General features: G+C 59.4%; 31 protein-coding genes. 1 reads left to right on the forward strand and 30 read right to left on the reverse strand.

Translation table 11 applies throughout. The features are described from left to right. Window positions 1-15: 15 nt before the first annotated feature. Window positions 16-828, reverse strand: a complete 813-nt coding sequence (locus tag FMM72_RS06865; RefSeq protein WP_162220963.1) for a DUF3801 domain-containing protein — start codon at window positions 826-828, stop codon at window positions 16-18. Then, window positions 809-2,215 (reverse strand): relaxase/mobilization nuclease domain-containing protein, encoded by a 1,407-nt coding sequence (locus tag FMM72_RS06870; protein WP_162220964.1) that lies wholly within the window; start codon window positions 2,213-2,215, stop codon window positions 809-811. The genes FMM72_RS06865 and FMM72_RS06870 overlap by 20 nt, the downstream gene beginning before the upstream one ends. Window positions 2,216-2,265: 50 nt before the next feature. Here FMM72_RS06870 and FMM72_RS06875 point away from each other — a divergent pair, with 50 nt between their 5' ends. After that, window positions 2,266-2,679 (forward strand): EamA family transporter, encoded by a 414-nt coding sequence (locus FMM72_RS06875; protein ID WP_023348792.1) that lies wholly within the window; start codon window positions 2,266-2,268, stop codon window positions 2,677-2,679. Between the two features lie 2 nt (window positions 2,680-2,681). On the opposite strand, the gene FMM72_RS06880 is transcribed toward FMM72_RS06875, so the two are convergent. The 28 genes from FMM72_RS06880 to FMM72_RS16960 all read right to left on the reverse strand — a co-directional run bounded on the left by FMM72_RS06880 (window position 2,682) and on the right by FMM72_RS16960 (window position 20,623). Continuing rightward, complete coding sequence (locus tag FMM72_RS06880; RefSeq protein WP_162220965.1) at window positions 2,682-3,005, reverse strand: plasmid mobilization protein; 324 nt, start codon at window positions 3,003-3,005, stop codon at window positions 2,682-2,684. Further along, window positions 2,989-3,774: a phosphoadenosine phosphosulfate reductase family protein gene (locus tag FMM72_RS06885; protein ID WP_347561254.1), complete on the reverse strand. Its 786-nt coding sequence runs from the start codon at window positions 3,772-3,774 to the stop codon at window positions 2,989-2,991. The genes FMM72_RS06880 and FMM72_RS06885 overlap by 17 nt, the downstream gene beginning before the upstream one ends. Before the next feature lie 224 nt (window positions 3,775-3,998). Further along, a complete protein-coding gene (locus tag FMM72_RS06890) occupies window positions 3,999-4,394 on the reverse strand; it encodes a DUF6329 domain-containing protein (protein WP_162220966.1) in 396 nt (131 codons plus the stop codon). Between the two features lie 84 nt (window positions 4,395-4,478). Then, a complete protein-coding gene (gene vapD / locus FMM72_RS06895) occupies window positions 4,479-4,877 on the reverse strand; it encodes a VapD family protein (protein ID WP_162220967.1) in 399 nt (132 codons plus the stop codon). A 1-nt stretch (window position 4,878) separates the two neighbouring features. After that, window positions 4,879-5,181 (reverse strand): hypothetical protein, encoded by a 303-nt coding sequence (locus tag FMM72_RS06900; protein WP_160572052.1) that lies wholly within the window; start codon window positions 5,179-5,181, stop codon window positions 4,879-4,881. Window positions 5,182-5,266: 85 nt separating this feature from the next. Further along, complete coding sequence (locus FMM72_RS06905) at window positions 5,267-6,055, reverse strand: DNA-methyltransferase (protein ID WP_243157735.1); 789 nt, start codon at window positions 6,053-6,055, stop codon at window positions 5,267-5,269. Window positions 6,056-6,095: 40 nt separating this feature from the next. Beyond that, window positions 6,096-7,070, reverse strand: coding sequence for a DUF3848 domain-containing protein (locus FMM72_RS17140; protein ID WP_243157736.1), 975 nt, complete (start codon window positions 7,068-7,070; stop codon window positions 6,096-6,098). After that, window positions 7,067-7,858 (reverse strand): DUF4406 domain-containing protein, encoded by a 792-nt coding sequence (locus FMM72_RS06915; protein ID WP_162220968.1) that lies wholly within the window; start codon window positions 7,856-7,858, stop codon window positions 7,067-7,069. The genes FMM72_RS17140 and FMM72_RS06915 overlap by 4 nt, the downstream gene beginning before the upstream one ends. Next, window positions 7,855-8,061, reverse strand: a complete 207-nt coding sequence (locus FMM72_RS06920) for a hypothetical protein (RefSeq protein WP_162220969.1) — start codon at window positions 8,059-8,061, stop codon at window positions 7,855-7,857. The genes FMM72_RS06915 and FMM72_RS06920 overlap by 4 nt, the downstream gene beginning before the upstream one ends. 77 nt (window positions 8,062-8,138) lie before the next feature. Continuing rightward, window positions 8,139-8,333, reverse strand: coding sequence for a hypothetical protein (locus tag FMM72_RS06925; RefSeq protein WP_162220970.1), 195 nt, complete (start codon window positions 8,331-8,333; stop codon window positions 8,139-8,141). Next, complete coding sequence (locus tag FMM72_RS06930; RefSeq protein WP_162220971.1) at window positions 8,330-9,175, reverse strand: hypothetical protein; 846 nt, start codon at window positions 9,173-9,175, stop codon at window positions 8,330-8,332. The genes FMM72_RS06925 and FMM72_RS06930 overlap by 4 nt, the downstream gene beginning before the upstream one ends. Window positions 9,176-9,188: 13 nt before the next feature. Then, complete coding sequence (locus FMM72_RS06935) at window positions 9,189-9,740, reverse strand: hypothetical protein (RefSeq protein ID WP_162220972.1); 552 nt, start codon at window positions 9,738-9,740, stop codon at window positions 9,189-9,191. Window positions 9,741-9,774: 34 nt separating this feature from the next. Continuing rightward, on the reverse strand, window positions 9,775-10,212 hold the full coding sequence (locus FMM72_RS06940; protein ID WP_160572044.1) for a hypothetical protein: 438 nt from the start codon (window positions 10,210-10,212) through the stop codon (window positions 9,775-9,777). Between the two features lie 131 nt (window positions 10,213-10,343). Then, window positions 10,344-11,093: a phosphoadenosine phosphosulfate reductase gene (locus tag FMM72_RS06945; protein WP_162220973.1), complete on the reverse strand. Its 750-nt coding sequence runs from the start codon at window positions 11,091-11,093 to the stop codon at window positions 10,344-10,346. A 2-nt stretch (window positions 11,094-11,095) separates the two neighbouring features. After that, window positions 11,096-11,581 (reverse strand): hypothetical protein, encoded by a 486-nt coding sequence (locus FMM72_RS06950; RefSeq protein WP_162220974.1) that lies wholly within the window; start codon window positions 11,579-11,581, stop codon window positions 11,096-11,098. Next, window positions 11,574-12,713, reverse strand: a complete 1,140-nt coding sequence (gene metK, locus FMM72_RS06955; RefSeq protein WP_162220975.1) for a methionine adenosyltransferase — start codon at window positions 12,711-12,713, stop codon at window positions 11,574-11,576. The genes FMM72_RS06950 and metK overlap by 8 nt, the downstream gene beginning before the upstream one ends. Then, window positions 12,703-13,068 (reverse strand): hypothetical protein, encoded by a 366-nt coding sequence (locus tag FMM72_RS06960; RefSeq protein ID WP_162220976.1) that lies wholly within the window; start codon window positions 13,066-13,068, stop codon window positions 12,703-12,705. Before FMM72_RS06960 ends, metK begins: the two co-directional genes overlap by 11 nt. 23 nt (window positions 13,069-13,091) lie before the next feature. Further along, window positions 13,092-13,859 (reverse strand): DUF3846 domain-containing protein, encoded by a 768-nt coding sequence (locus FMM72_RS17520; RefSeq protein WP_162220977.1) that lies wholly within the window; start codon window positions 13,857-13,859, stop codon window positions 13,092-13,094. Further along, entirely contained in the window at window positions 13,856-14,335 is a 480-nt protein-coding gene (locus FMM72_RS06970) for a hypothetical protein (protein ID WP_162220978.1), read from the reverse strand. The genes FMM72_RS17520 and FMM72_RS06970 overlap by 4 nt, the downstream gene beginning before the upstream one ends. Further along, window positions 14,325-14,720 carry a hypothetical protein gene (locus FMM72_RS06975; RefSeq protein WP_162220979.1) on the reverse strand — a complete coding sequence of 132 codons (396 nt, stop codon included), beginning with the start codon at window positions 14,718-14,720 and terminating at the stop codon, window positions 14,325-14,327. Before FMM72_RS06975 ends, FMM72_RS06970 begins: the two co-directional genes overlap by 11 nt. Window positions 14,721-14,744: 24 nt before the next feature. After that, window positions 14,745-15,263, reverse strand: a complete 519-nt coding sequence (locus tag FMM72_RS06980) for a gamma-glutamylcyclotransferase family protein (protein WP_180322891.1) — start codon at window positions 15,261-15,263, stop codon at window positions 14,745-14,747. A 1-nt stretch (window position 15,264) separates the two neighbouring features. Next, a complete protein-coding gene (locus FMM72_RS06985; protein ID WP_162220980.1) occupies window positions 15,265-15,516 on the reverse strand; it encodes a hypothetical protein in 252 nt (83 codons plus the stop codon). A 2-nt stretch (window positions 15,517-15,518) separates the two neighbouring features. Next, window positions 15,519-16,487, reverse strand: a complete 969-nt coding sequence (locus tag FMM72_RS06990) for an amidoligase family protein (protein ID WP_162220981.1) — start codon at window positions 16,485-16,487, stop codon at window positions 15,519-15,521. Continuing rightward, complete coding sequence (gene dcm / locus FMM72_RS06995) at window positions 16,484-17,653, reverse strand: DNA (cytosine-5-)-methyltransferase (protein ID WP_373925764.1); 1,170 nt, start codon at window positions 17,651-17,653, stop codon at window positions 16,484-16,486. The genes FMM72_RS06990 and dcm overlap by 4 nt, the downstream gene beginning before the upstream one ends. After that, window positions 17,643-17,945: a hypothetical protein gene (locus tag FMM72_RS16955; RefSeq protein WP_180322892.1), complete on the reverse strand. Its 303-nt coding sequence runs from the start codon at window positions 17,943-17,945 to the stop codon at window positions 17,643-17,645. Before FMM72_RS16955 ends, dcm begins: the two co-directional genes overlap by 11 nt. Further along, on the reverse strand, window positions 17,938-18,867 hold the full coding sequence (locus FMM72_RS07005) for a ParM/StbA family protein (protein WP_162220982.1): 930 nt from the start codon (window positions 18,865-18,867) through the stop codon (window positions 17,938-17,940). Before FMM72_RS07005 ends, FMM72_RS16955 begins: the two co-directional genes overlap by 8 nt. Further along, window positions 18,864-19,520, reverse strand: a complete 657-nt coding sequence (locus tag FMM72_RS07010; RefSeq protein WP_162220983.1) for a DUF4240 domain-containing protein — start codon at window positions 19,518-19,520, stop codon at window positions 18,864-18,866. The genes FMM72_RS07005 and FMM72_RS07010 overlap by 4 nt, the downstream gene beginning before the upstream one ends. Next, a complete protein-coding gene (locus FMM72_RS16960; protein WP_180322893.1) occupies window positions 19,517-20,623 on the reverse strand; it encodes a hypothetical protein in 1,107 nt (368 codons plus the stop codon). Before FMM72_RS16960 ends, FMM72_RS07010 begins: the two co-directional genes overlap by 4 nt. Between the last annotated feature and the right edge of the window lie 2 nt (window positions 20,624-20,625).

Here is a 20,625-nt window from a genome sequence, read left to right on the forward strand (position 1 = left end):
AGGGGAGTATCTTTTTTATCTTGTTTTGGGCCTGTTTTTTGCAACAGTTTTTGCTTTTTCTCTGGCCGGAGCGGACGGTCTCCTCACCTGCGCCCGATGCGCCTCCAGACGCGCCGCAATGGAGGGACGCTCACTCGTCCCCCTCGAAGCGCCGCTCTCTTTGGGCATAGAGGAGTTGATTTTTGTAACGTGCGAGTCTCGTTCCGACCGAGAACCGTTTTTTCCCTTGTTCTCCTGACGCTGGGCCACAGGGGCCTGCTGGCGGCCCTGGTCTGGGGACCGCTGGGATACCTCTTGCTGTGGCGGCGCTGGCCTTACAGTGGCCTCCTGGGGCCTGCGCTCCTGCCGCCTGACCTGCACCTGCTCCGGGGCATCACGTTCCGGGGCCTGCCGTTCATGAAATACCTCATACCCCCTCTGGAGCGGCTTGGCGGGCCTGCGCTCCGGCTCCGGGGGCAGGGTGTAGAGGATGCGCTCAAAAATGGCGTTGGCCCGTTCCAGTTCTGTCACCGGCAGGATCACGTCCAGCACCTTGCCCTTGTCATCCTTGTCTTTGATGACCGAGAACAACAGCTTGTGCTTTTTCGCCAGCTTTTTAAACTGCTTGTATTGCTCCGGCGTCATGGGGAACCGGCGCAGATCCCGCGTCTCCCGCAGCATCTTGCCCATGTTGACCTTGCCGGAGAGGACTTTGCGGTTACTGGCCAGCGCCATGGTCAGGGCCAGCAGGTTCTTCAGGGCCGAACCGGACAGCCGCACCATTACCTCCGTGCTGGAGAGCATCATGCGCACCATCTGGTCAGCGGCCTCACCGCCTCCTACGTTCATCTCGTTCCACCTCCTTGGTGTGTTCTTCGATTTTATTGATGTCATGTTCCATCTGGGGCAGCCGGTCTAAAATGTCACGGCAGAGGGCCAGCTTCTTCCGTTCCACCCGGATCTGCCGGTTGACCTCCGCCACCTGTTCATAAATTTCCGCCTTTTCCGCAGAGAGCCGTTCTCTGGGGATGCCGCACTGTTCCAGCACAGCCACCGCATCCATGTACCGGGCGTACTCCGTCTCCATCCCGGACAGGCCGTCCTCGTAGAGCTGTTTGGCCTGGGCCAGAGCGGACACATCCGTCAAAGCGTTGTACAGCCTTTTCCGTTTCATTTTCCGCACATTGAGGATCGTGCGCTGCTTGGTCAGGGTGGCCAGCGCGTCCTCTGTGCGGGCCTGGAGCGCCGCCGCGTCCCCCTGGGTGGCGATACCGTTCTCCCGGAGGAAGTCAAACTGCTCCCGGTATCGCTCCGCCTGCATCACCTCCTGCCGGAGCTGGGGCGTCATCCGGGGCGGATACCGCCGCTGCCCGATCTTGCCCAGGACGTAGAGGTAGTGGACGTACAGCGCCATAATTCCGGTATATTTCGGATATTTTTTGTAGGGCTTGTAGGCTGGCCGGTAAATGACGGCGGGCCTGCGTCCGGCCTCGATGTCCCCCAGACCGCTCTGGATGGCGGCCCGGATGCCCTCCTCGGTGAACAGCGGATTTTTCCGGCCTGGGTACATGAACCGATCCTGGCCACGCAGGCGGAAGCCCAGGCGGTTGCCGTGGCTGATCTCCCACCCCATGTGTTCCATGAGCATAAAGAAGTGGCCCAGGTCGTTGGCGTCCTCAATGGCCGTCCGCAGGTCCGCCTCCAGCATGGAGCGGAAGGTGGGCTGGCCCCTGGACTGTCGGAGCCATTCGATGTAGCTGACCGCCTTGCCAGAACTGCCCTCCATGATGATGGACAGCCCATGCTCCCGGCACAGCCGGTCCGAGGTGGCCCGGATCTGCTGGTAGTAGCTCTGGGTGTTGCTGTGGTACTTCTCGCCGGTGTCCGCGTTCACAGAGTTGAAAACCAGGTGGGCGTGGATATGCTCCCTGTCCACATGGACCCCGATCACCGTCTCGTACCCCGGCAGATGCTCTTTCGCAAACTCTGTGGCGATCTCCAGAGCCTGCTCCGGGGTGATCTCCCCAGGCTTGAAGGACTGGATGATGTGATAATACTGCACACCATCTTCCTTGCCGTAGGCCCGCTTGGTGTCCAGCATCTGGCGGCACTCCCGGCCTGGGTCGCAGTTCAGGTGGGCAGTGAGGACGCGCTCCTGGGTCTTGTCCCCGTTGAGGACGTAGTTGATGCCCACGTCCAGTCGGCCCTTCCGGGCCAGGATTTTTGTGATAGCCATGTTCCTGACTCCTGTGGTATAATGATCCCAATAAACTTTAGGAGAAAAATATGTGGTTTTTATTTGCGTTAGGCTCGTCCATATTTGCGGCGCTGACCTCGATTTTAGCCAAGATCGGCATTGAGGGGGTAAACTCCAACCTTGCGACAGCCATCCGCACCTTCGTTGTGCTGCTGATGTCCTGGGGGATGGTGTTCATCACGAACACGCAGGGCGGCATTGCGGAGATCAGCAGGCGGAGTTGGCTGTTCCTGATCCTGTCCGGTATTGCCACGGGAGCCTCTTGGCTGTGTTACTATAAGGCCCTGCAAATTGGTGAGGCATCCAAGGTGATACCCATCGACAAGCTGAGTGTTGTGATTACCATGATCCTGGCGGCTGTCATTCTGCATGAGCAGTTCACGCCCAAGTCCATTTTGGGCTGTATCCTGATTGGGGCCGGAACGCTGTTGATGGTGCTGTAACGCTATTTTTTAGCGATCTGATACATCAACTCGTAGACCTGATCCAGCAGGTATAGCCCCCGCTTGGCGTCCTCGGCCTTGGCAATCCCGGCGTTGACGCTGCGGGCGATCTGGTTAATATTGTTGCCGATGTGGTGGATCTCCGTCCGCAGCTCCTTGATCTCCTGGGAGGGGCGGGCGCGGACGGGCGTACCTTCGATCAGCCGGACGAGATAGGCCCTCCGGGAGAGGCCGCACTGCTTGGCCTGGGCTACCAGCCGCTGGTACTGCGCCGGCGTCAGTTCGATGTGGACATGATGCCGGCCACGCTTATCTGCTCTGCTCATGCCGCCTCCTTTTTCCCTTGGGAGAGCTGCCGCTGTTCTCCGCCTGAATTTCCTGTTCAAACACTTTTTCCAAATCAAACACATTGCCATAAGGGACGCCCTTCCGGCTGTAGGGCTTCATAGGCATGGGGATCTGGGCCTGCAGCCCCTTCAGCTTCTCCCAATATTGAGGCAAAAACTGATAAATATTTTTCAGTTCCTTCCGGTTCTTATTTTTACAGCACCAGCAGGACACCCTGTCCAGGATGTCATACAGCCGGACACCATTCTCCTCCCAGAAAAATCCCCGCTCATAGCAGAATGCCAGACAGTCCGCCTCCGTCATCCCCGCATCGGCCAGGGGCGAACACTTGGGGGCCTCCAGCCGTTCCAACCGTTCCGGCTCGTCCGCGGCGATGCCCACATAGTGGACGTCTGCGTCCAGGGCTACACCGTCCAGGGTGCGGGTCTTGAGCTTGGTTCCCCAGCGGCAGGGGCCGCCGCACCAGCCGTAGCCCAGATGGAAGCCGTTCTTTTTGGAGTCAACTGGCCTGTCCAGCATATTGTATAAAAACGGGACACCCGGCTTCACCTCAGTGAACCGGATGCCCCTCTGCTCCAAGACCGGCTTGATCCGGTCCCGGATATGATAAATGCAGTCAAATTCCATTTCCGAATTGTAAAAAATCACTTCGTCCAATGGCATTTTCTTTTCCAGTAACAGCAGTAACATGGCTAACGAGTCCTTGCCGAAGCTCACGCTGGCGTAAAATGCCACTCTGCGTTTCACGCTCCCTTCTGCGGCTCCGCCGTCGATCTTCCGCCCGCAGGCGGCATAGGGGACAGGGGGATGTTCCCCCTGCAAGCGCGCAAAATGTACATTTGCGCTATGCTTGCGCCCTCACCGCCCAGGGGGCGGTGAGGGCCTTGGCCCCGCCGCTGGCGGGGCTGCGTTCCAAGCGGTAGATTGATTGGAATGGGCGGGCGGAGCCCGCTCTCTTGAAGGGAAACTCATTACCGCTCCCGCTGGCTCCGGGGCTGCCGGAGCTTCAGGTCGTAGTGGTCTACCGGCACATCACGCAGATCCAGGCTCCGCTTTTCGGGGACATAGCACGAATACCGGGCGTAGTTGTAGCCTTGGCAGTCCACCAGGATACCGTCCCTGCGGCCCCTGGTGGTCACCAGCAGGCAGCGGGTCACTCCTTTGTCGTAGCCAGTCAGGTGCTTATTGGGGATGAGGAAGGGCATATCCCGCAGCAAATTGGCGGAAAAATTCTGAAACTGCTGGCCGGTCAACTGGAGGATCTTGACCACCTCCACCAGGATGAGCTGGGCGGTCTTAACCTCCACCAGCTCCTGGGCGTGGCTGGCTTTGAAGAAGAAACAGCCGCAGATCGTAGATTTTGGCAACTTCCCACCTCCTGTTGGGTGTAATAGATTCACCCAGATTTCTGTAAAAAAGAGAAGCAAGGTGAATTGTATTCACCCTGCCGTCTATCGTTCCTGCATTGCTTTTCTGTTTTTCTGCCGTCCCCGCCGAACAGGCGGCGGCAGGAGTTCAGTGGGCGGCGTATGGTCGCGCAGCAGGCCCAGGAGGCTGTGCCGCGCCCCGATGTTTGTTGCCGTGATTTCCCTGACGCAGTGCCGCAGCCAGGGAAGCTGTTCCGCCATCTTCTGGGTCAGGAGGGCAACGTCCAGTGCAGTCAGCTTCTCCGTGGAGACATACACGGAATACTGTCGCCGCTCAAAGCCGTTGGTCTCCATGAACCGCTGGATATCCTTGTAGGCCCGCTTGAAAAACTGCGGGTCCCGGCCCGTCTCCTTGCGGGGATAGTGCTGTCTCAGCGCCTCCTGGCTCAGATCGAAGGTGATTTCTTTCCGGCTCATCCCCATGTTACACAGCACCCCGTGCCTTTCCGGCCTGGGCGAGTACGTCCTCCTCGCCGTCCTCATCCTGCCAGACGCAGGCGGTGGCGCAGGCCATGAACCAGTCCGAGCGCAGCAGAGACAGGATAATATCCCACATACACGCGAAGTCATCGCCGTGGCCCTTGTCCTGGAAGGACAGGGGGTCACCCTCGGAGACACAGGGCAGGCTGTGGGCGGCGAACAGGCTTTTTACCGTCCGGTGAACATCCTCCAGCGTGTGGCCTCGCCGCTCTACGGCGGCTTTGTCAAAGGAAAATTTCACTTTCATTTTGCGACACCTCCTGTTGTTTGGTAGCCCACATCATACCGCACCTTTTTGACAATATCCAGATGAATCGGCAGACAGTTATCGGTCACGCCGCCTGGGCCAGCTCCTGGGCGATCCGCTCTCTGGCGAGGCGGGCGTACTCGTCTGTCACCTCAATGCCGGTGGCGGTGTAGCCCTCCAGCACAGCGGCCAGGATAGTGGTACCGGACCCGGCGAAGGGGTCCAGGATGCGGCCACCCGGCTCGGTGATCCTCACGATGTCCCGCATGAGCTGGAGGGGCTTTTCCGTCAGGTGGATGCGGTTCTGGGGGTTGCCATACTTGAACACCCCCGGCAGGCAGGGGACGGGGCGGTTGATGGGCATATCGCCGTTGGACCCCCAGACGATGTACTCGGCCTGCTGGCGGAAGCGGCCCTTCTGGGGGCGGGAGTTGCCCTTGTCCCAGACAGCGGTGCCGCGCCAGATCCAGCCCGCCCACTGGAGGGCGTCCGAGGCGGCGGGGAGCTGCCGCCAGTCAATGAACATACACACCGGCGCTCCGGGCTTGCACAGCTTCCGGGCGTCCGCCAACCACTCCGCCGCCCAGCGGGTCCAGGAGCGCTGGTCCTTGGCGTCCCCCTCGAAGGGCGGAGGCGCGTGGTTCCCCATGCTGGAATACTTCTTGGCGGTGGACTTGTTCTTCTCCGCCTGGGTGCGGCCTCCGGAGGCGTAGGGCGGATCGGTGATGACGGCGTCGAAGATTCCGGGGGAGAAGCCCCCCAGCAGCTTCAGGGCATCGCCCTGGATGATCTCCCACGTCGGCACAAGCTTCGTATCGGTCGTTTCCACCTTGCGGTGAAAAGCTCCCTCACTCCGCTGCGCCTCCTTTCCCATTGCGACTCGCTCCGCTGGACTCGCAATGGGGGCCCAATTATTATCGCTCATGTGTGTTCCTCGCTTTCTTCTTGTTAGATTTTTGGGGTATAGCAGGCGGAGACAGCTCTGTCTCCACATACTCGCTGATGATATTGAGGGCTTTGCTGTAGTCCCCGCAGGTGGTGACGCGCTGGACCATGTGGCTGACCAGATCCCCCATGCCCGCCTCTTTCAGCAGCGAAGAGGCTTTGCCCATGACCGCAAAGATGTTGCCGTCCATTCCGATCAGGCTCATGGTGGGCTTTTGTCTGGACGGCTGGTGCAGAAAGCCGCCCAGCCGGTTGGGGACATAGTCGGACAGCCATGTGCCACCGTATCGGTCATGGGTCTGGATGCGCCACATGGCGAACTTCCCGATATTCAGTTCCGTATCTCCAAAGGGAAACAGCAGACAGGTCACCCCATCGTGCCGGAAGGATACGACATTCTCTAATTTGCCGCCGTCCAGCAGAATGCCGGCCTCGGTGAGTTCCCGGTTGATGCCGTCCACCCACTCCTGGGGGTCGCCGCCGCAGCCCTGGAGGACGAGGCCCTCCTGACCCTCCATGCGCCGCAGGTCCTCTGCGTTGATCTGTTTCACATCGCTCATGGGATTTTTCCTTTCCGCCAGATTTTCAGGCTGAACAGCGCCGCCCACGTCCTCCGGGGCCTGGGCAAGCTGCTCTTTTTCATGCAGTTCTCTGTCACGGATCTCCCACAGCATATGGCCCATCTCACCGCTGTGGTCGTAGCCGGTGATCTCGGACTCCCAATAGCCGCGCACAACCTCCAGTGGATCGTCAAATCGGAGCAGAAATTCCACGTCCTCCTCATCGCAGGCATCCAGCAGCTCCTCATGGAGCTGCTGGGCGGCGGTGATCTCTGGGGCCATGGCAATCAGCTCAGAAACTGTTTTTTCTTGAAGAGATTCTATAAAAGCTGTGTAGTTTTCATCCAGCCGCTTCTTCAGGGTGTCCTTCCGTTCACTGCTCATCGCGCACCTTTGCCTTTCCGGGGTACCTGCCTGCGGGGCGGGCTGTGCCCAATGGTCTGCTGGTCAGTCTTGACCTCAATGCCCAGATCCATGGCGTGGCGGATCTCCGCCCACATTCCCTCCGTCCACTCCGGCCCGTAGACATTGACCTGCTGACAGGACTCCACCAGCCGCAGGCCCATCTCCTGCGCCGCCTGATCCTGCTGGGGATTTTCCGGGTCAGCGACAGGCGGGAACATGAGATGGGGGCAGACAGGGATGTCGCCCGCCTGGAACACCTCCTGGGCTTTCTGGCGGGCGAACTCAATATTTTTCTCCACATCACCCCGAAGAGGGGCGCAGATGTACACCAGCTTGGGGCCGTCCTGGTTCTGGACGCGCTCCTGCTGCCGGTCCCGGAACACATCCAGGTATTGCTTGGCGGCCTGCCGGATCGTTTCGTAGTCCGCTTCAGTGGGGCGATAGGCGTACCACTCAAACTTCCCATAGTCCTCCCAGATGTGGGGAGTCACCCCGCTGCGGAAGTTGGGGTTGCCGGGGACAGGCTTCTTGCCCAGCAGGTCTTTCAGCTTCAGCGTCAGAGTATCCACCGGCCCGTCCGTGCGGTTCAGCACCGTCAGCTTCAGGGCATTGTACTCGCCAGAGATGTGGGTGGAGATAAACTGCGCCCGCACCCGCAGATCCCGGCCCAGCGTTCCGAGACACGCCCAGCCCGAACAGGCGGGGTTGTCAAAGGTCTTTCCATCTCCGAACAGATGCCACAGCTCCTGCTCAAAAAAACTGCTCATTTTTCACATCCTTCCTCATAAATGATGTAGTATTCGGTATCGTCATTGCCCCAGCGGATGGTTTCCATGCACTGTAATTCTCTGACCAGCCACCCGGCTTCGCCCATGACGGCGGCCACATCGGCGGCCCGGACACAGCGGACAGTCCGTTCGACCCAGCTTCCACGGGGCTTGATTTTTGCGGTGAATGCGTTCCGTTTCATCCGCCTGAACGCCGGGGAGGATGCCTCCACAGACATTCCAAAGGTTGTCCCGCTGAATTCCCTCATGTGAAGGTCCATTATTCTTTCTGCGCCTCCTCATCCCTGCGGTAAAGCGGACAGGTCATGCAGACCGTGCTGTTGGGCAGCTCATAGTGCCGCCCGGTGAACAGACACGCCCGATTGTCACAGCCGCTGTCCACCCGCCAGGGAGCCTGTTTCCGCTTCCGGCTGTGGACGCAGGTTTCATAGCCATGCAGATTTCTGATTTTCATCTGTCCCGCCCTTTGGTTCCACGCTTTTTCTTGGGAGATTTTTCCTGCTCTATGTGGGCCGGGAGAGGTTTCTGGCTGTCCTTGTCTACAGCCGGAAGCTCGTCCGGGTCACGGTATTCATAGCTATTCCCATCCGCAGTCAGGCACAGGTCATAGTCAGAGAGATCGGTGTCCATGATCTCCGCCGCCATCTCATAGGCTTCCCGGCTGCCGCCTTCCGGCACGTTGATGTCGATAACCTCGCCGCCCTTCATCGTCATCTCGCCCACATTGTAGCCGATGTTTTCATCCGCCCAGCGGTAGGTGATGGTCTGCTCCGGGTACTTCCTGGATAAAAGCGTTACGATTTTTGGAACAGAATCCCAGGCAGTGAAGAATACCATGGTATGGTCATCCTCTCGCAGTGGGCGGGGCTGATAGGCGTTCCATTTTGTCCCCCAATTGAGATTGCACCACTCATACCATGTGGGGCTGCCGAACCGTTGGACATTGCTGTATGCCTGTTCTCCCAAGGCCCAAGTCACCGGGTCGGCCAACCGTTGCTTCTGGTACAGCTCCTCGCACTTATGAAGAGCCAGCGCATATTCCGCAGGGGTCAGCCCCGGTTTCTGCCGCTCCAGATCCGCCAGCGTGTGATGATACTCCCGTACCAGCTTCAGCCCCCGATCCGTTCTGGTGCCGGCCTCCATATCCAGCTCCTTGGGCATGGGAAGCAGTTTGTTAAAATCGATACTGCCCAGGGGCTGGCCATCCATCCGCATATCATGGAGCATCCGCTGAAAAGCGGCCAGTGCCGTGCTGTCCGAACCGAATGTGATCTGATTCGTGATATTGTTTGGCATTACGTCCTCCTTTCTACCATCGCAGGTGTTCTTCCGCCCCGCAGCGGCGGCAGGACAGGGTGCTGGTCCCGTTCTCCGGGTCCGCTGTTTCCTTCCACAGATGGCCTTTAGCCTCGCAGATCATTATTGTCTCCAGACACTTCCGGGCTTCGGCAATGACCTCCGCCTGGAGCTGTTCCATGGTTGGCATCGGAAGTCCCTGGGACTTATAGTCATTGATCAAAGCGCCGATATCCATTTGAAAAAGATCCAGTTCCATATATTGGGTCAGACGTTCCTGCAGCTTCGCCTCGTCCACACACGGTTCCATGGGTGTCTGGGGCAGTTCCAGGCCGCAGTCCGCCATGGTTTCCAGAAGCCTCTGGCGTTCATCGGCGCTCAGGCTGCCGTCCTGACAGGCGGCCTCGATCTCACCGGCAATCTTCAGCAGCTCGGTTTTCTGTGCGTCCGTCAGGGAGAACCCGATCATGATTTTTGTGACATCAAATATCTGAGCGTCAAATTCCTGGTACTTGCTTATGGTACACACCTCCCTATGATCTGCGGCAGCAGGGGAGCTGTCCAATCGGACAGTCCCCCTGCTGCGCAAGATCGTGTTTTCATTTGCCCGCGGACTCCACCGGCCCGTTCCGATCCAGCCACTCATCGAAGTCCAGGGCGTCCGCCAGCAGGAGCGCCATCTGGTGGATGGCGGCCCGTTCCTGGGCATCGTCCAGCCGGACGGCGGTCTCGAACAGGCCCCAGATCAGTTCGGCGGTCATGGGGCCATCGTAGCACTCCAGGAGCTGATCGTCCGGCAGGGCGGCCTTGCCGCTGGCGGTTGCCAACAGCTCCTTCTGGTGCTGGATCAGGGCGGTGCTGCTCTCCAGCAGCTCCTGGGGCAGCCCCCAGGCTTTGACCGTCAGGGCCGCGCCTGTCTCCAACAGGGATACGTCCGCGGGCTTATCCTGGGTACCCAGGGCCAGCAGGTTGACGGCCTCCGTAGTGATCTGTAAAAGCAGCTTTTCCGGCGCGGGGTGGCGCTCGTATCTCGTCATTTCGCTCGTCCTCCTCATCATGATTTTGTGGCTGTGCCAGCAGCAACGATACCAGCTTTTACCGGGAAAAGCTATTCACGATACCCAACAAGAATGGACTGTGAAAACCGGGCAATACCAACAATTCCTGGCTATGCCGCCGCCTGTGCGGTTTCCTCGTCCTCCTGCCGGAACATGGCGTCGATGTCGGAGAACTTCTGGGTGCGGTTGAACTTTTCCGTTGTCTTGCCGGGAATGGCCTGCAACTCCAGCATCCTGGCCCACAGGTCCGGGTGGCAGTCGTAGAGGTGGCGCAGCTCCGCCCGCTTGGCGTTGGGGCAGAACCAGCACCCGCCCCGGTCGGTGAATTCGTAGACAGGAGAAAGCAGCCCCGCGTCCTCGCAGAGCTGCCATGCGTCCTGTTCCGTAAAATTGTACTTAGCCAGCAGAGAAACCTGCCTGCCGTTCTCCAGACGCAGCAGCCGTTCCTGCTCATCTTTGGCGATGCCGATGTATTGGACCGTCCCAGGCGGCAGGGTTTTCTGGTACCGCTGGATGGGCCGGACCTTGCAGTCCCGCTGAACAGCGCACCGCCCACAGATGGGGAAGGAGCGCACCATGCCCTTCTTCGGGCCGCGGGTCACCCGCCCGGTGAACAGCTCCACATAGGTCTTTTCCGAGCGGAGAACGATTATTTTTACCCCCATCCGCTCCAATGCAGGAATAGCGGTGTTGTAGATGAAGTCCCGATGCTCCGGTACCTCACCGGAGATACCCTTGTCAAACATCACTTCGCAATAGACCGCCTCATCCAGAGGCACCCCATGCTCTTTTGCAAGCAAAATGGTGGCCAACGAATCTTTCCCGAATGAGCATGAGGCGATAAACTTGGGCCGCTCCACTGTCACCGCTCCTGTCTGGGCGCTTTCTTTTTGGAAGCGGTCTTTTGGCCAGACTTATCCTTTGCCGGAGACTGCTTCTGTGCCTTGTCCTTTGTGCCGAAGATCGCATCCTCCAGCCGATCCAGCCACGTCATGTCCGCTTCCTCAGCTTTACATTCGATTTTCCTGATCTTACAGCCAAACTCCTCCAGCGCCTCCTGAACACACTGTACACTGTAGGTGGAGAAGCTCTCCGCTTCAGCCTCGTTTTCATCATGGCAGTGAAAGGTATATTCCAGATGCACCATACGGCCATCAAACTGGAAATTGAGATCGCTGGAGACATAGCCGCTGCCCAAGGTGTTGTCCTTCTCATAGACTTCCTTAACGTGCTGCACAAATTGCTTCTGCACATCCGGGAGCAGCAGCATATTGAATTCGCCAGAACCGTCAAAGTCGAGACGGAAACTCACTTTAGTCTGAACATCATAATCCATTCCGTCATCCATTGGAGCGGTCACCTCCCACAGCGTCCACCAATACGGCGGCCCGGTCCGTCTGCTCCCAGGGGGCGTCCTGGTGAGTAAAGTGGCCATAGTTGCAGAACTGCGCGAAGATGGGCCGGTCCAGCCCCAGGGCGGAGATCATCCCGGAGGGGGTCAGGTTGAATGCAGCCCGGACGGCCTGCTCCAGCACAGCCTCCGGGTACTTCCCGGTCTGGTGGGCGTCGATGTCCACCGCCACCGGCTCGGCCCTGCCGATGGCGTAAGCGAGGCTGACGGTGCATTTCTCCGCCAGCCCAGCGGCCACGATGTTCTTGGCGATGTATCGGGCCATGTAGGCCCCGCTGCGGTCCACCTTACTGCCGTCTTTGCCGGACAGCGCCCCGCCGCCATGGGGGACGAGGCCGCCGTAGGTGTCCGCCATCAGCTTCCGGCCCGTCAGGCCGGTGTCCGCCTCGAAGCCGCCCAGCACAAACCGCCCGGAGGGGTTGATGAACACCTCCGTTTTCGGGTCGGGATACAGATCCCGCAGGGCGGGGACGATGACGTGCCGGGTGATCTTCCGGCGCAGCTCGTCCAGATCCTTGTCCGCGTCATGCTGGCAGGAGACCACAACGGCGGCGATCCGGCAGGGCTTACCGTTCTGGTACTCCACGGATACCTGGGCCTTGCCGTCCGGCCCCAGGCCCTGGATGGTCCCGGTTTTCCGGGCGTTGGTGAGCAGCAGGGTCAGCCGGTGGGCCAGCACCACGGGCAGAGGCAGGAGTTGGGGCGTTTCCGAACAGGCGTAGCCGTACATGATGCCCTGGTCGCCGGCGCCCATCCGGGTCTCCTGAGCCACAGCGCCGGCGATGTCGCCGCTCTGGTCATGGGTGATGACCTCCACCTCATAGTCCGGCCCATAGCCGGTTTCCCGAACAGTCTGGCAGACGATGGCCGGGATGTCCGGCAGCTCGGCGGCGGTGATCTCCCCGGCCACGATGATCTTCCCTGCGGTGGCCATGACCTCGCAGGCCACGCGGGCAGCGGGGTCGTGCTTCAGGCAGGCGTCCAGGACGCTGTCGGCAATAGCGTCGCACAGCTTGTCCGGGTGGCCCTCGGTGACCGACTCGGCGGTCAGAATGTAGTTATCTCTCATAAAAGATATTTTTCCTTCCTTTTTGTTTTTTGGTAGGCGTCCCCACATCAGGCTCCCGGCATTGGGGCAGATCGAAGCCCAGAGAGCGGATCTCCTGATCGGACATTTCCAGGGTGTCATGGAGGATGCCGTACAGCTCGGCGCTGTCATACCGCTCTCCCATATAGCCGATGATGGCCTCCATCAGTTCCCGCTGGGGTTCCAGGGATTCCGCCGCCTTGGTCAGCGCGTCGGCGTAGCCGTGGAGCCATGCGGCATTGTAGCTGTCCTGGTTCGGCTCCTGATTGGCGCGGATATGGGCCAGCTCTGCGGATGCTGAGACCGCCGCGATGCTGGACAGGTTGTAGTCAGGCATATGCCCCCTCCCATCTCACGGCGTTATCGGTCATGACCGTGTCCCTTCTTCTTTTCCTGGTTCCCACGGGCCTTGTCCGGCTCTCTTACGGGGTCCGGTTCCAGTTCCTCCGCAAAGCAATCGATCTTTTCTACTTTGCAGCCAAATCCCTCCAGCCGGTCCTGCACATCCCGCACACACTGTTCCGAGAATACCTCGGCACTTGTCTTGTCTTTCTCCTGGCTGGCAAACGTATAACGAACTTCAGCACAACCATCCCGGAAGTCAAAGTCCAGCCCCCCGACTGTCCGCTCCGCCAGAGGTGTGTCCTCGTTAAACACTTCTGTGACGTGGCTGATGAACGCATCTTTTGATTCAGCGGCTTCCTGCCCGTCACGAGCAAATCGGAACGTCAATTGGCAGTCTACAGCGAAGTCCAGCATGGTGGCCTCCGGCGCGATCTCTGCCTGGGCGGCAGGGCGCTCCGCTGTTACGACCATGACGTTGTCATAAAGGGCCTTGTATCGCTGGATCTGATCATCCGTAAGAGAGATGAAGTCCTCCGGGCCAACGCCAGCCAGAAAAAATGTCCCGCAAATCATCTCGTAGGGGACGCCCCGGTCGTTGGTCAGGGGGCGGTTATAAGGCAGACCCAGATTCCGCCCCTCCTCATTGCACACCAGGGCCACGTCATCCCGGAAAGGATAGACGGCCTGGATGTGTCCGCCCACGAGCGCCTGCATAACCTCCAGCGTATCGGAGATTTCCCTCACCTCGCAAGGCTTCATCGGCTCCACTACTAAAATTTTCATGTTCGTTCACCTCGATTTTTCTTCTTTTTTATCTTCTTTCGATAGGTATAGTTAAAATCCGGCTTGGGCAGATCCTCCCTCATCCGGTCAACCTGATAGCAGAAGATGTGGAATTTCCTCTTTTGCGGGAAAAAACGCAAATGATACCGATGCCGCTGGGTGTCGATGCGGAAAGCGTAGAAGGTCTGCCTGCCGGACATCCGCGCCTGGGGATGCTCCAGGCAGAATTGCCGCATAGATTGAAAATCCTTCAGCGGCCCATCCTGCTGCAATGCTTCAAACAGGTCCCGCAGTTCCGTATCAAAAGCGGGGGATTTCAGGGCATCGTTTCCCCTGATCCAATCGGTTGTTGTCCCGTTGCCGTCAAACACACCCCGCAGGCAGCCCACATGGGCGGCCTCCTGGAGCTTGGTCGTGAACAGCGGAGAGACATCGTCCTCCGGCACATCGAAAAACGGATATTTTTCACCGATCATGGTACTTGTTCCTGTCTTTTTTGGGGTCCCGCGCCGGTGTTTGGGGAACAGGCGGGCGCTCCTGTTCCCGATCCATCTCCCGCAGCATCTTCAGTGTGTCCCGGAAAGCCAGATACCGCTGGATCTGTCTGGGGTCATCGGTCAGGGTACGGACCGTCTCCCACAGGGGACTCCCGTGGTGGCTGATATCCTCCTGCACAACAAGGGCGGGGCGGTCCCCGCTCTCATCCAGCGCGACACATTGGTCCCTGCTCTCCTCCGCGTGGCTGTAGAGGCCGTAGGCCACGCCAATGACCTTCATGGCCTCCAGCGCGTCCACGGTGGTATAGACGCTGCCAGTGCTGATATGCACCTCGCCGGTCAACGAGATTTTTTTACTGGACATAGTGTTTCTCCTCCCATCATGACCTCAGCGGTCATGACCGTCCCGCCGTTTCGGCGGCTTGGGGCGGTCAAAAATGCTGGCGTTGATCCGTTCCGTCTCCTGATGCACCTCCCGCACAGCGTGTTCCCATGCCTTTTTCAACGCAGACACCGGCAGTCCGTTCTGTTGGTAGCCCTCCAGGATACCGTTGTAGTAGGACTCGGCGGGCAGCATGGGTTCCCGGAAGCGGTCATCCATAATATAGGCCATAACAGACAGAGAGCGGCCCTCGCTGTCCCGGACGATGACCATCTTCTTGTCATAAAAGCGGGGATAGCCCTCGTAGCGATCCAGGGAGCGCTCACACGCCGGGGTGATGCTCCACAGCAGGCCCTGGACGGTCTTGCCCTCCTTGGGGGCGATGGTGGCGAAGCCGCCTCTGCGGAACAGCAGTTCCCAGCCCTCCAGTACCACCGGCCCCACCACCGAGGCGTCCGGGCAGCGGTACTCCATCTGGCCCAGGTTGATGTTGCTGCCATAGGCGAAATACAGTGTATTTTCCATCTCAGTTCTCCTCCAGAATGACCAGCGCCCCGGCCTTGGCCAGATGGGCGAACATGGCCAGCGCCTGCCCCTCCACACCGGAGTCCGGCAGGGGGCAGTCCAGGTCGGTGGTCCGGATGAAGTTGCTCCGAAGCTGGTAGATATAGCTCTCCGTATCCGGGTACTCGGTGGGGTCGAAGGTCTGCTGCCGGAGCTGCTCCATGATCTCCGTGGCGCTGCCCTCATAGGTGCGCTCGTCAATGCAAATTTTCATTGTCATCTCTCCGTTTCACGGCGGTTTTTCTTCTTTTTATTGACTTCATAGCTGTCCTTATCGTGTCGCCACGCCCTATCTCCTTCCAGGTGGGCGAGTAAATGGTCACGGGTGTGCTTGAACTCCTCGCCGTTGAGCCCCAGCCGCACCAGCCAGACCCGGAAGGTGAACAGCTCGTTCTCGCTGTGGGTCTTGCGCATGACGGTGCTGCGCTGGGCGATGGCCTGGGCGGAGATGGCGAGGCACAGGTTGACGTATGCGGCCACCTTCCCGGCGTGGAGGGTAGAATTAAAGCACCGCCATTCCACGGTGCCGCGGTAAAAGACAGAATGCAGATTTAAGGCGTGGTATCTGGTCCAGTTATAATGTTCTCTGTCTGCCACATCCCCCTCATACCAGACTTGTTCCAGTTGGGTGAGGTCTGTGGTTTCATCTGAGGACAGTGTCCGGGCCTGCCGCAGCATGGGTTCCCGTACCTTTTTGCACCAGCGCTCTGCTCTGGACTCGCTCACCTGCAAGGCTTTGAACAGGATATCCTCTTTGGAATACATGATGCCGATCAGGTTCTTCAGGCTCTGGCGGTTGTGATTGGAAGCATCCACATGGACGTGGATGCCGCAGGAGCCGTTGGCCTTGGCCCCGGCCTTTCGCACCCGGCGCACACATTCCTGGAGCTTGGGCAGTTCGGCGTAGGTCAGCTTTGGCGTGACCATCTCTACCTGATACTCGCCATCACTGGTGGATCTGTAACCGAAGTCTATTTTCCGCTCCCCACGGATACTGCTGTCGCTCATCAGCTTCCACACCTTGCCCTCCGGGTCGGTCACGCCCCAGGTGTCGTAATAGGTCCCCAGGTATTGGGGCGATGTCCCAAAATAGGTGGCCAGAGCTTCAGCGGCCTGCCTGCGGGTGATGCCCGTCATCTCCACCTCCACACCGAAGCATTGGTCCTTGATGCCGATCTCACTCATGCGGCCGCATCCTCCCTTCGGAGCTGTTCATCCACCGCCCGGATTCGGCGGCCTATGGCCTCAATCACATTGACGGTGACAGAATTGCCCGCCTGTTTATACGCCTGGGCGTCCGAGGTGATGGCCAGCAGGCGGTCGATCTGATCTTCTGCGAAGCCTTGGAGCCGGAGACACTCCCTGGGCATGAGGCGGCGGATACGCCCGCCCCGTTCCACGATGCCCTGCACACTGGCGGCGTCATGGGCCAGCTTGCTCACCCGGCCCGCTCTGGTTCTGCTGTTTGGAAATCCCAGGTCCACGCTGTCGCCGGGGGCGGCCTCCGCATAGCCCTGTTTGGTTCCCTCTTTGATAAGCAGCACCCCGGATCGCTCAGCTCTGTGGTTGGAAAGGGTGGTCTGCCCGTACCGGGCGGTGAGGCACCGGGCGGTATCGGTCCGTCTGGGTTCCCCAACAGACAGATCCACAAAGGCGGCGTCAGGCGGAATCAGGTACAGTCCTGTTTTGGCTCCGGTGCCGCCTGAGCCTGCGGTTTGGGTGCAGGCGACTCCTGCGATATCGTAGACCCGGTATCCCTGCGCTCCTCCAATGAGCTGTATAAGAGCCTTGCCGTCATTTCCGGGGAGAGGAAATACCTGGCCGGCGCATCGGGGATCAAGATATCCGACAAGGAACAGCCTTTTCCGCGATTGAGGAGTCCCGTGGTCTGCGCTGTTGCACACATTCCATTCGAGACCATACCCCAGCTCATGAAGCGCGGCGAGGATGGTCGCAAACGCCTGTCCCTGGTCATGCTGTAAAAGGCGGGGAACATTTTCAAGCAGCAGATACGCAGGCTTTCGGGCTTCAGCCAGTCGGGCAATCTCAAAGAAGAGAGTTCCTCTGGGGTCAGCGAAGCCAAGTCGATTTCCTGCCGCTGACCAAGATTGACAAGGAAATCCGCCGCAAAGCAGGTCGAAGTCCGGCATTCCGCCGGGGTCAATTTCTCTGGCGTCTGGATAGTATACTTCCTCCTCTCCGATGTCATGGATGGCACGGTAGCTGGCGTCGGCGTACTTGTCGATCTCGCAGTGGCCGACACACTGGAAACCGCCCGCGCGGGTCAGTCCGGCCCGGAAGCCGCCGATCCCCGCGAACATATCAAAATAACGGATCAGATCATTCGTCACCTCCATCATTCTGCAGCGCAAGCAGAAAGCCGAGGACGCTTTCATCCACGTCCCCGGCCTGCGGCTGCTCGGTTTTTTCTTGTGCTGAGATAAATTCCACGTCCCGCAGTTCCTCCCGGATGACCGCTCGGATCTCCTCCAGCAGCCTGTCCCGCCTATGTCCCTTGCAGATCATCCGGCACAAAGCGTCTGTCCGCTGGCCAGCGGGGATAGCGCGGATGATGCCCCACGCCTCCCGGTGGTGGGGCGTGGAGAGGTTCAGCGAGAGGTTCACCCGCCGCTTCTCACCCATTGCCAACGGCCCGCGACAACTGGCCCACAAGGCGTTCGTAGCCTTTGGCGTTCAGACATACGTCATCCAGGATAAAAGGCCGGCAAAGGCCGTCTGTGGCCCCAACGTGGCGCTTCAGCAGCGCCGCCCCGCCGCCCAGGAAGACGGCGGGCATGGCGCGGGCGTCCAGACCGCTCTCCGTGATGGCGGACAGCAGGCGGCGGACATAGGCCCCAGCTTCTCGATGGATGATCTCCCTGGCCTGTTCGCCCATGCTGCCTGCCTCGCCCCGGAGGATGCTTTCGATCTGTGCCGCCGTCATGGACAGACCCAGGGCGCGGCGCACCTGCTCCGCGATCTCATCCAAGCAGCGGATCATGCCCAGCTCCAGGCTCCGGCAGGTGGCGGCGTTGGGGACGCGGTTGTCCAGCCGCATCAGGTCTACCGTCCAGCCCCCGATGTCCGCCACAATGACGGAGGGTTCGTCCAGCAATTCCTGCTGGGCCAGCACGGCGGCGTACCCCTGGGGGAACAGGGACACCTCCGCGATGGTGACGGTGTAGGCGATACCCTCGTAGCGGAAGGACACCGGCTGGCCGTCCCGGAGCAGGTAGGCCCGGAACTTCTTCTTGTCCCGCCCGAAGCTGGTGAGGGGCAGGCCCGCCGCAAGATGGACAGCGGCGGTGGGTTCCGCACCCCGGTGGGCCAGCTCTTTGGCAATAGCGGCGAGGGTCAAGAGGTAGTAGTCCTCTGTGACCGTTTTGTCTTTCTGGAGCGGCTGCCGCCCGCTGCCCACCACATAGAATTTGCCGCCGCATTCCAGTACATCTTTGCTGGTGTAGGGTTCATGTTCGTACTGAACCAGCCCGGTGGGGAACGAGAAATGCGTTGTTTTCATAGCGTAGTAGCCGTGGTCCACCCCGATGGTGATGGTCTCGCTCATCTGGAATCACCCCGATCCTTCTTGATTTTTTTGCTTTTCTGAGCGGTTGCGCGGGCCGCTCTAATCTCCAAACTGTTTATATTCCAAGTGCCGATGTTCACCCCTTCTGGCATATATCTCTGGCACAGGCGGGGCAGATAGACCTGTGCGTCGGCGGCGTCATAGGGATACCCGATCCCATCGCCGTACACGATGTCCTGCTTCAGTTCCGATTTCAGAGCGTCATACCCAGCCGGGTCAAAATCCTCATATATCTCTCGGCCCGTGAGTTCCTCGTAGGCGCGGTCCCCCATGTGGGGGAGACAGACAAAGCGCTGATCCTGATAGTCCGCCGCATCAGCCAGGGAGTCCGGGTCCTTCAGCGCCGCCATGTACACCTCCCGGCCCTGGGCGATCAGCCAGCCCCGGAAATCGATGAAACCGTCATCCGTGCAGCCACCGCGCTCCATGACGGAGGCGGCGGTCCACAACCCGTACTGATAAGCCAAGCTGGTGTAGGCACAGGCAATGTCATCAAACTTTTTCGCCTGCTCCGGCCCCAGGTCCATCAGCCGTTCCATCAGCCACTCGCTGGGGCCGCCCGGATGCTCCTTCGCCTGGGCAATCAGCGCCCAGAAGGTGTCCTTGTTGACCTCGGTGATTCTGCTGCTCATCGCGCGTCACATCCTCGTTTCGGTTGATGCGTGGGACGGCTGGGCGATTTCTCCGGTTCCAGTTCCTCTTTTGTCAGGATAAAAAAGTCCTTGTCACGCCAGAAACTGATGTACATCTCTCCAGATGAGGTCTTGTGGGGATGCTGCTCATAGCCCATGCCCCAGCCGCCCACATACTGCGCCGTACAATACTCCTTCAACTCGGCCAGTTCGAGCAGGGTAAGTTCATCCTTGATCTGGCAAACGGCAACGCCGTATAATTCACCGTCTATGACTTCCACCGAAGGGAACAGCGAAACGACCTTTTCATTCACAGCCTCCAATCCGTCATAGTAGACCATGAGGCCCCTTTTTTCCTGCTCTGGTGTCAGTTCGTCCTTGAGTCCTTGAAGGATTGCGTCACGAAATTCGGGGGCAGACAGTTCATCCCCTGCCAGGAGTCGTGAAGCAGATTCGCCCCCTGCCATCTCTGCTCTTAAAGGGCTGTACAGCTTCAATTCTGTTACTAAATTCGCTTGCGGATCGGGTGCTAAAATATCTTGAAATCCCATTCGTTCCAGCACCTTCCCATAGAGCTGCTTTTCAAATGCCTGGTATTCGGGGGTGGAGGTGTCCACCTCCCGCAGCGTGGCGGCCTCGTAGGTGGTGCCGGGGATGATATCCCAATCCACCGCCTGGAAGTGAACGGCGGTCAGCCAGTCTAAAAGCTGATGCCCACTCATCTCCTCAAACAGTCCGCGGTTGTCCTCATAAGGGAAACAGGACGGCACATCGATTCCCGTCAGTTCCTTCGCCATGCGGTACAGCGTGAAGCCGCTGGGGTCCATGTCGGGGGAGATGGCATCGTAAAACCGTTTCAACTCCTCCGGCGTGGACAGCCGGGGGCAGAACTCCTCCAGGGCGGCCTGGAGCGCCTCTGCTTTGCTGGACAGAAACTTCGTGTGGTCCTTTTGCTCATCCAATGTGAACCACAGCGATTCGCACGTTTCCCTGCTCTGTTCCAGCTCCTGTTGGGCCTGCCGCAGCTCAGACCGGGCGGTCTCCAGCTCGGCGCGGGCGGCGGGGTACTCCCGGATGGCCCGGATGATGTCTTTCAGTCCCATCC

The organism is Anaerotruncus colihominis (assembly GCF_010206195.1).
GTDB classification, from domain to species: domain Bacteria; phylum Bacillota; class Clostridia; order Oscillospirales; family Ruminococcaceae; genus Anaerotruncus; species Anaerotruncus colihominis_A.

What these genes read in the sequence shown, in the direction of transcription:
- FMM72_RS06865 (WP_162220963.1), bottom strand. Translation starts at nt 828, where the DNA reads ATGAACGTAGGAGGCGGTGAGGCCGCTGACCAGATGGTGCGCATGATG.
- FMM72_RS06870 (WP_162220964.1), bottom strand. Translation starts at nt 2,215, where the DNA reads ATGGCTATCACAAAAATCCTGGCCCGGAAGGGCCGACTGGACGTGGGC.
- FMM72_RS06875 (WP_023348792.1), top strand. Translation starts at nt 2,266, where the DNA reads ATGTGGTTTTTATTTGCGTTAGGCTCGTCCATATTTGCGGCGCTGACC.
- FMM72_RS06880 (WP_162220965.1), bottom strand. Translation starts at nt 3,005, where the DNA reads ATGAGCAGAGCAGATAAGCGTGGCCGGCATCATGTCCACATCGAACTG.
- vapD (WP_162220967.1), bottom strand. Translation starts at nt 4,877, where the DNA reads ATGGGGATGAGCCGGAAAGAAATCACCTTCGATCTGAGCCAGGAGGCG.
- FMM72_RS06900 (WP_160572052.1), bottom strand. Translation starts at nt 5,181, where the DNA reads ATGAAAGTGAAATTTTCCTTTGACAAAGCCGCCGTAGAGCGGCGAGGC.
- FMM72_RS06905 (WP_243157735.1), bottom strand. Translation starts at nt 6,055, where the DNA reads ATGGGAAAGGAGGCGCAGCGGAGTGAGGGAGCTTTTCACCGCAAGGTG.
- FMM72_RS17140 (WP_243157736.1), bottom strand. Translation starts at nt 7,070, where the DNA reads ATGAGCAGTGAACGGAAGGACACCCTGAAGAAGCGGCTGGATGAAAAC.
- FMM72_RS06915 (WP_162220968.1), bottom strand. Translation starts at nt 7,858, where the DNA reads ATGAGCAGTTTTTTTGAGCAGGAGCTGTGGCATCTGTTCGGAGATGGA.
- FMM72_RS06920 (WP_162220969.1), bottom strand. Translation starts at nt 8,061, where the DNA reads ATGAAACGGAACGCATTCACCGCAAAAATCAAGCCCCGTGGAAGCTGG.
- FMM72_RS06925 (WP_162220970.1), bottom strand. Translation starts at nt 8,333, where the DNA reads ATGAAAATCAGAAATCTGCATGGCTATGAAACCTGCGTCCACAGCCGG.
- FMM72_RS06930 (WP_162220971.1), bottom strand. Translation starts at nt 9,175, where the DNA reads ATGCCAAACAATATCACGAATCAGATCACATTCGGTTCGGACAGCACG.
- FMM72_RS06940 (WP_160572044.1), bottom strand. Translation starts at nt 10,212, where the DNA reads ATGACGAGATACGAGCGCCACCCCGCGCCGGAAAAGCTGCTTTTACAG.
- FMM72_RS06950 (WP_162220974.1), bottom strand. Translation starts at nt 11,581, where the DNA reads ATGGATGACGGAATGGATTATGATGTTCAGACTAAAGTGAGTTTCCGT.
- metK (WP_162220975.1), bottom strand. Translation starts at nt 12,713, where the DNA reads ATGAGAGATAACTACATTCTGACCGCCGAGTCGGTCACCGAGGGCCAC.
- FMM72_RS06960 (WP_162220976.1), bottom strand. Translation starts at nt 13,068, where the DNA reads ATGCCTGACTACAACCTGTCCAGCATCGCGGCGGTCTCAGCATCCGCA.
- FMM72_RS17520 (WP_162220977.1), bottom strand. Translation starts at nt 13,859, where the DNA reads ATGAAAATTTTAGTAGTGGAGCCGATGAAGCCTTGCGAGGTGAGGGAA.
- FMM72_RS06970 (WP_162220978.1), bottom strand. Translation starts at nt 14,335, where the DNA reads ATGATCGGTGAAAAATATCCGTTTTTCGATGTGCCGGAGGACGATGTC.
- FMM72_RS06975 (WP_162220979.1), bottom strand. Translation starts at nt 14,720, where the DNA reads ATGTCCAGTAAAAAAATCTCGTTGACCGGCGAGGTGCATATCAGCACT.
- FMM72_RS06980 (WP_180322891.1), bottom strand. Translation starts at nt 15,263, where the DNA reads ATGGAAAATACACTGTATTTCGCCTATGGCAGCAACATCAACCTGGGC.
- FMM72_RS06985 (WP_162220980.1), bottom strand. Translation starts at nt 15,516, where the DNA reads ATGAAAATTTGCATTGACGAGCGCACCTATGAGGGCAGCGCCACGGAG.
- FMM72_RS06990 (WP_162220981.1), bottom strand. Translation starts at nt 16,487, where the DNA reads ATGAGTGAGATCGGCATCAAGGACCAATGCTTCGGTGTGGAGGTGGAG.
- FMM72_RS16955 (WP_180322892.1), bottom strand. Translation starts at nt 17,945, where the DNA reads ATGGGTGAGAAGCGGCGGGTGAACCTCTCGCTGAACCTCTCCACGCCC.
- FMM72_RS07005 (WP_162220982.1), bottom strand. Translation starts at nt 18,867, where the DNA reads ATGAGCGAGACCATCACCATCGGGGTGGACCACGGCTACTACGCTATG.
- FMM72_RS07010 (WP_162220983.1), bottom strand. Translation starts at nt 19,520, where the DNA reads ATGAGCAGCAGAATCACCGAGGTCAACAAGGACACCTTCTGGGCGCTG.
- FMM72_RS16960 (WP_180322893.1), bottom strand. Translation starts at nt 20,623, where the DNA reads ATGGGACTGAAAGACATCATCCGGGCCATCCGGGAGTACCCCGCCGCC.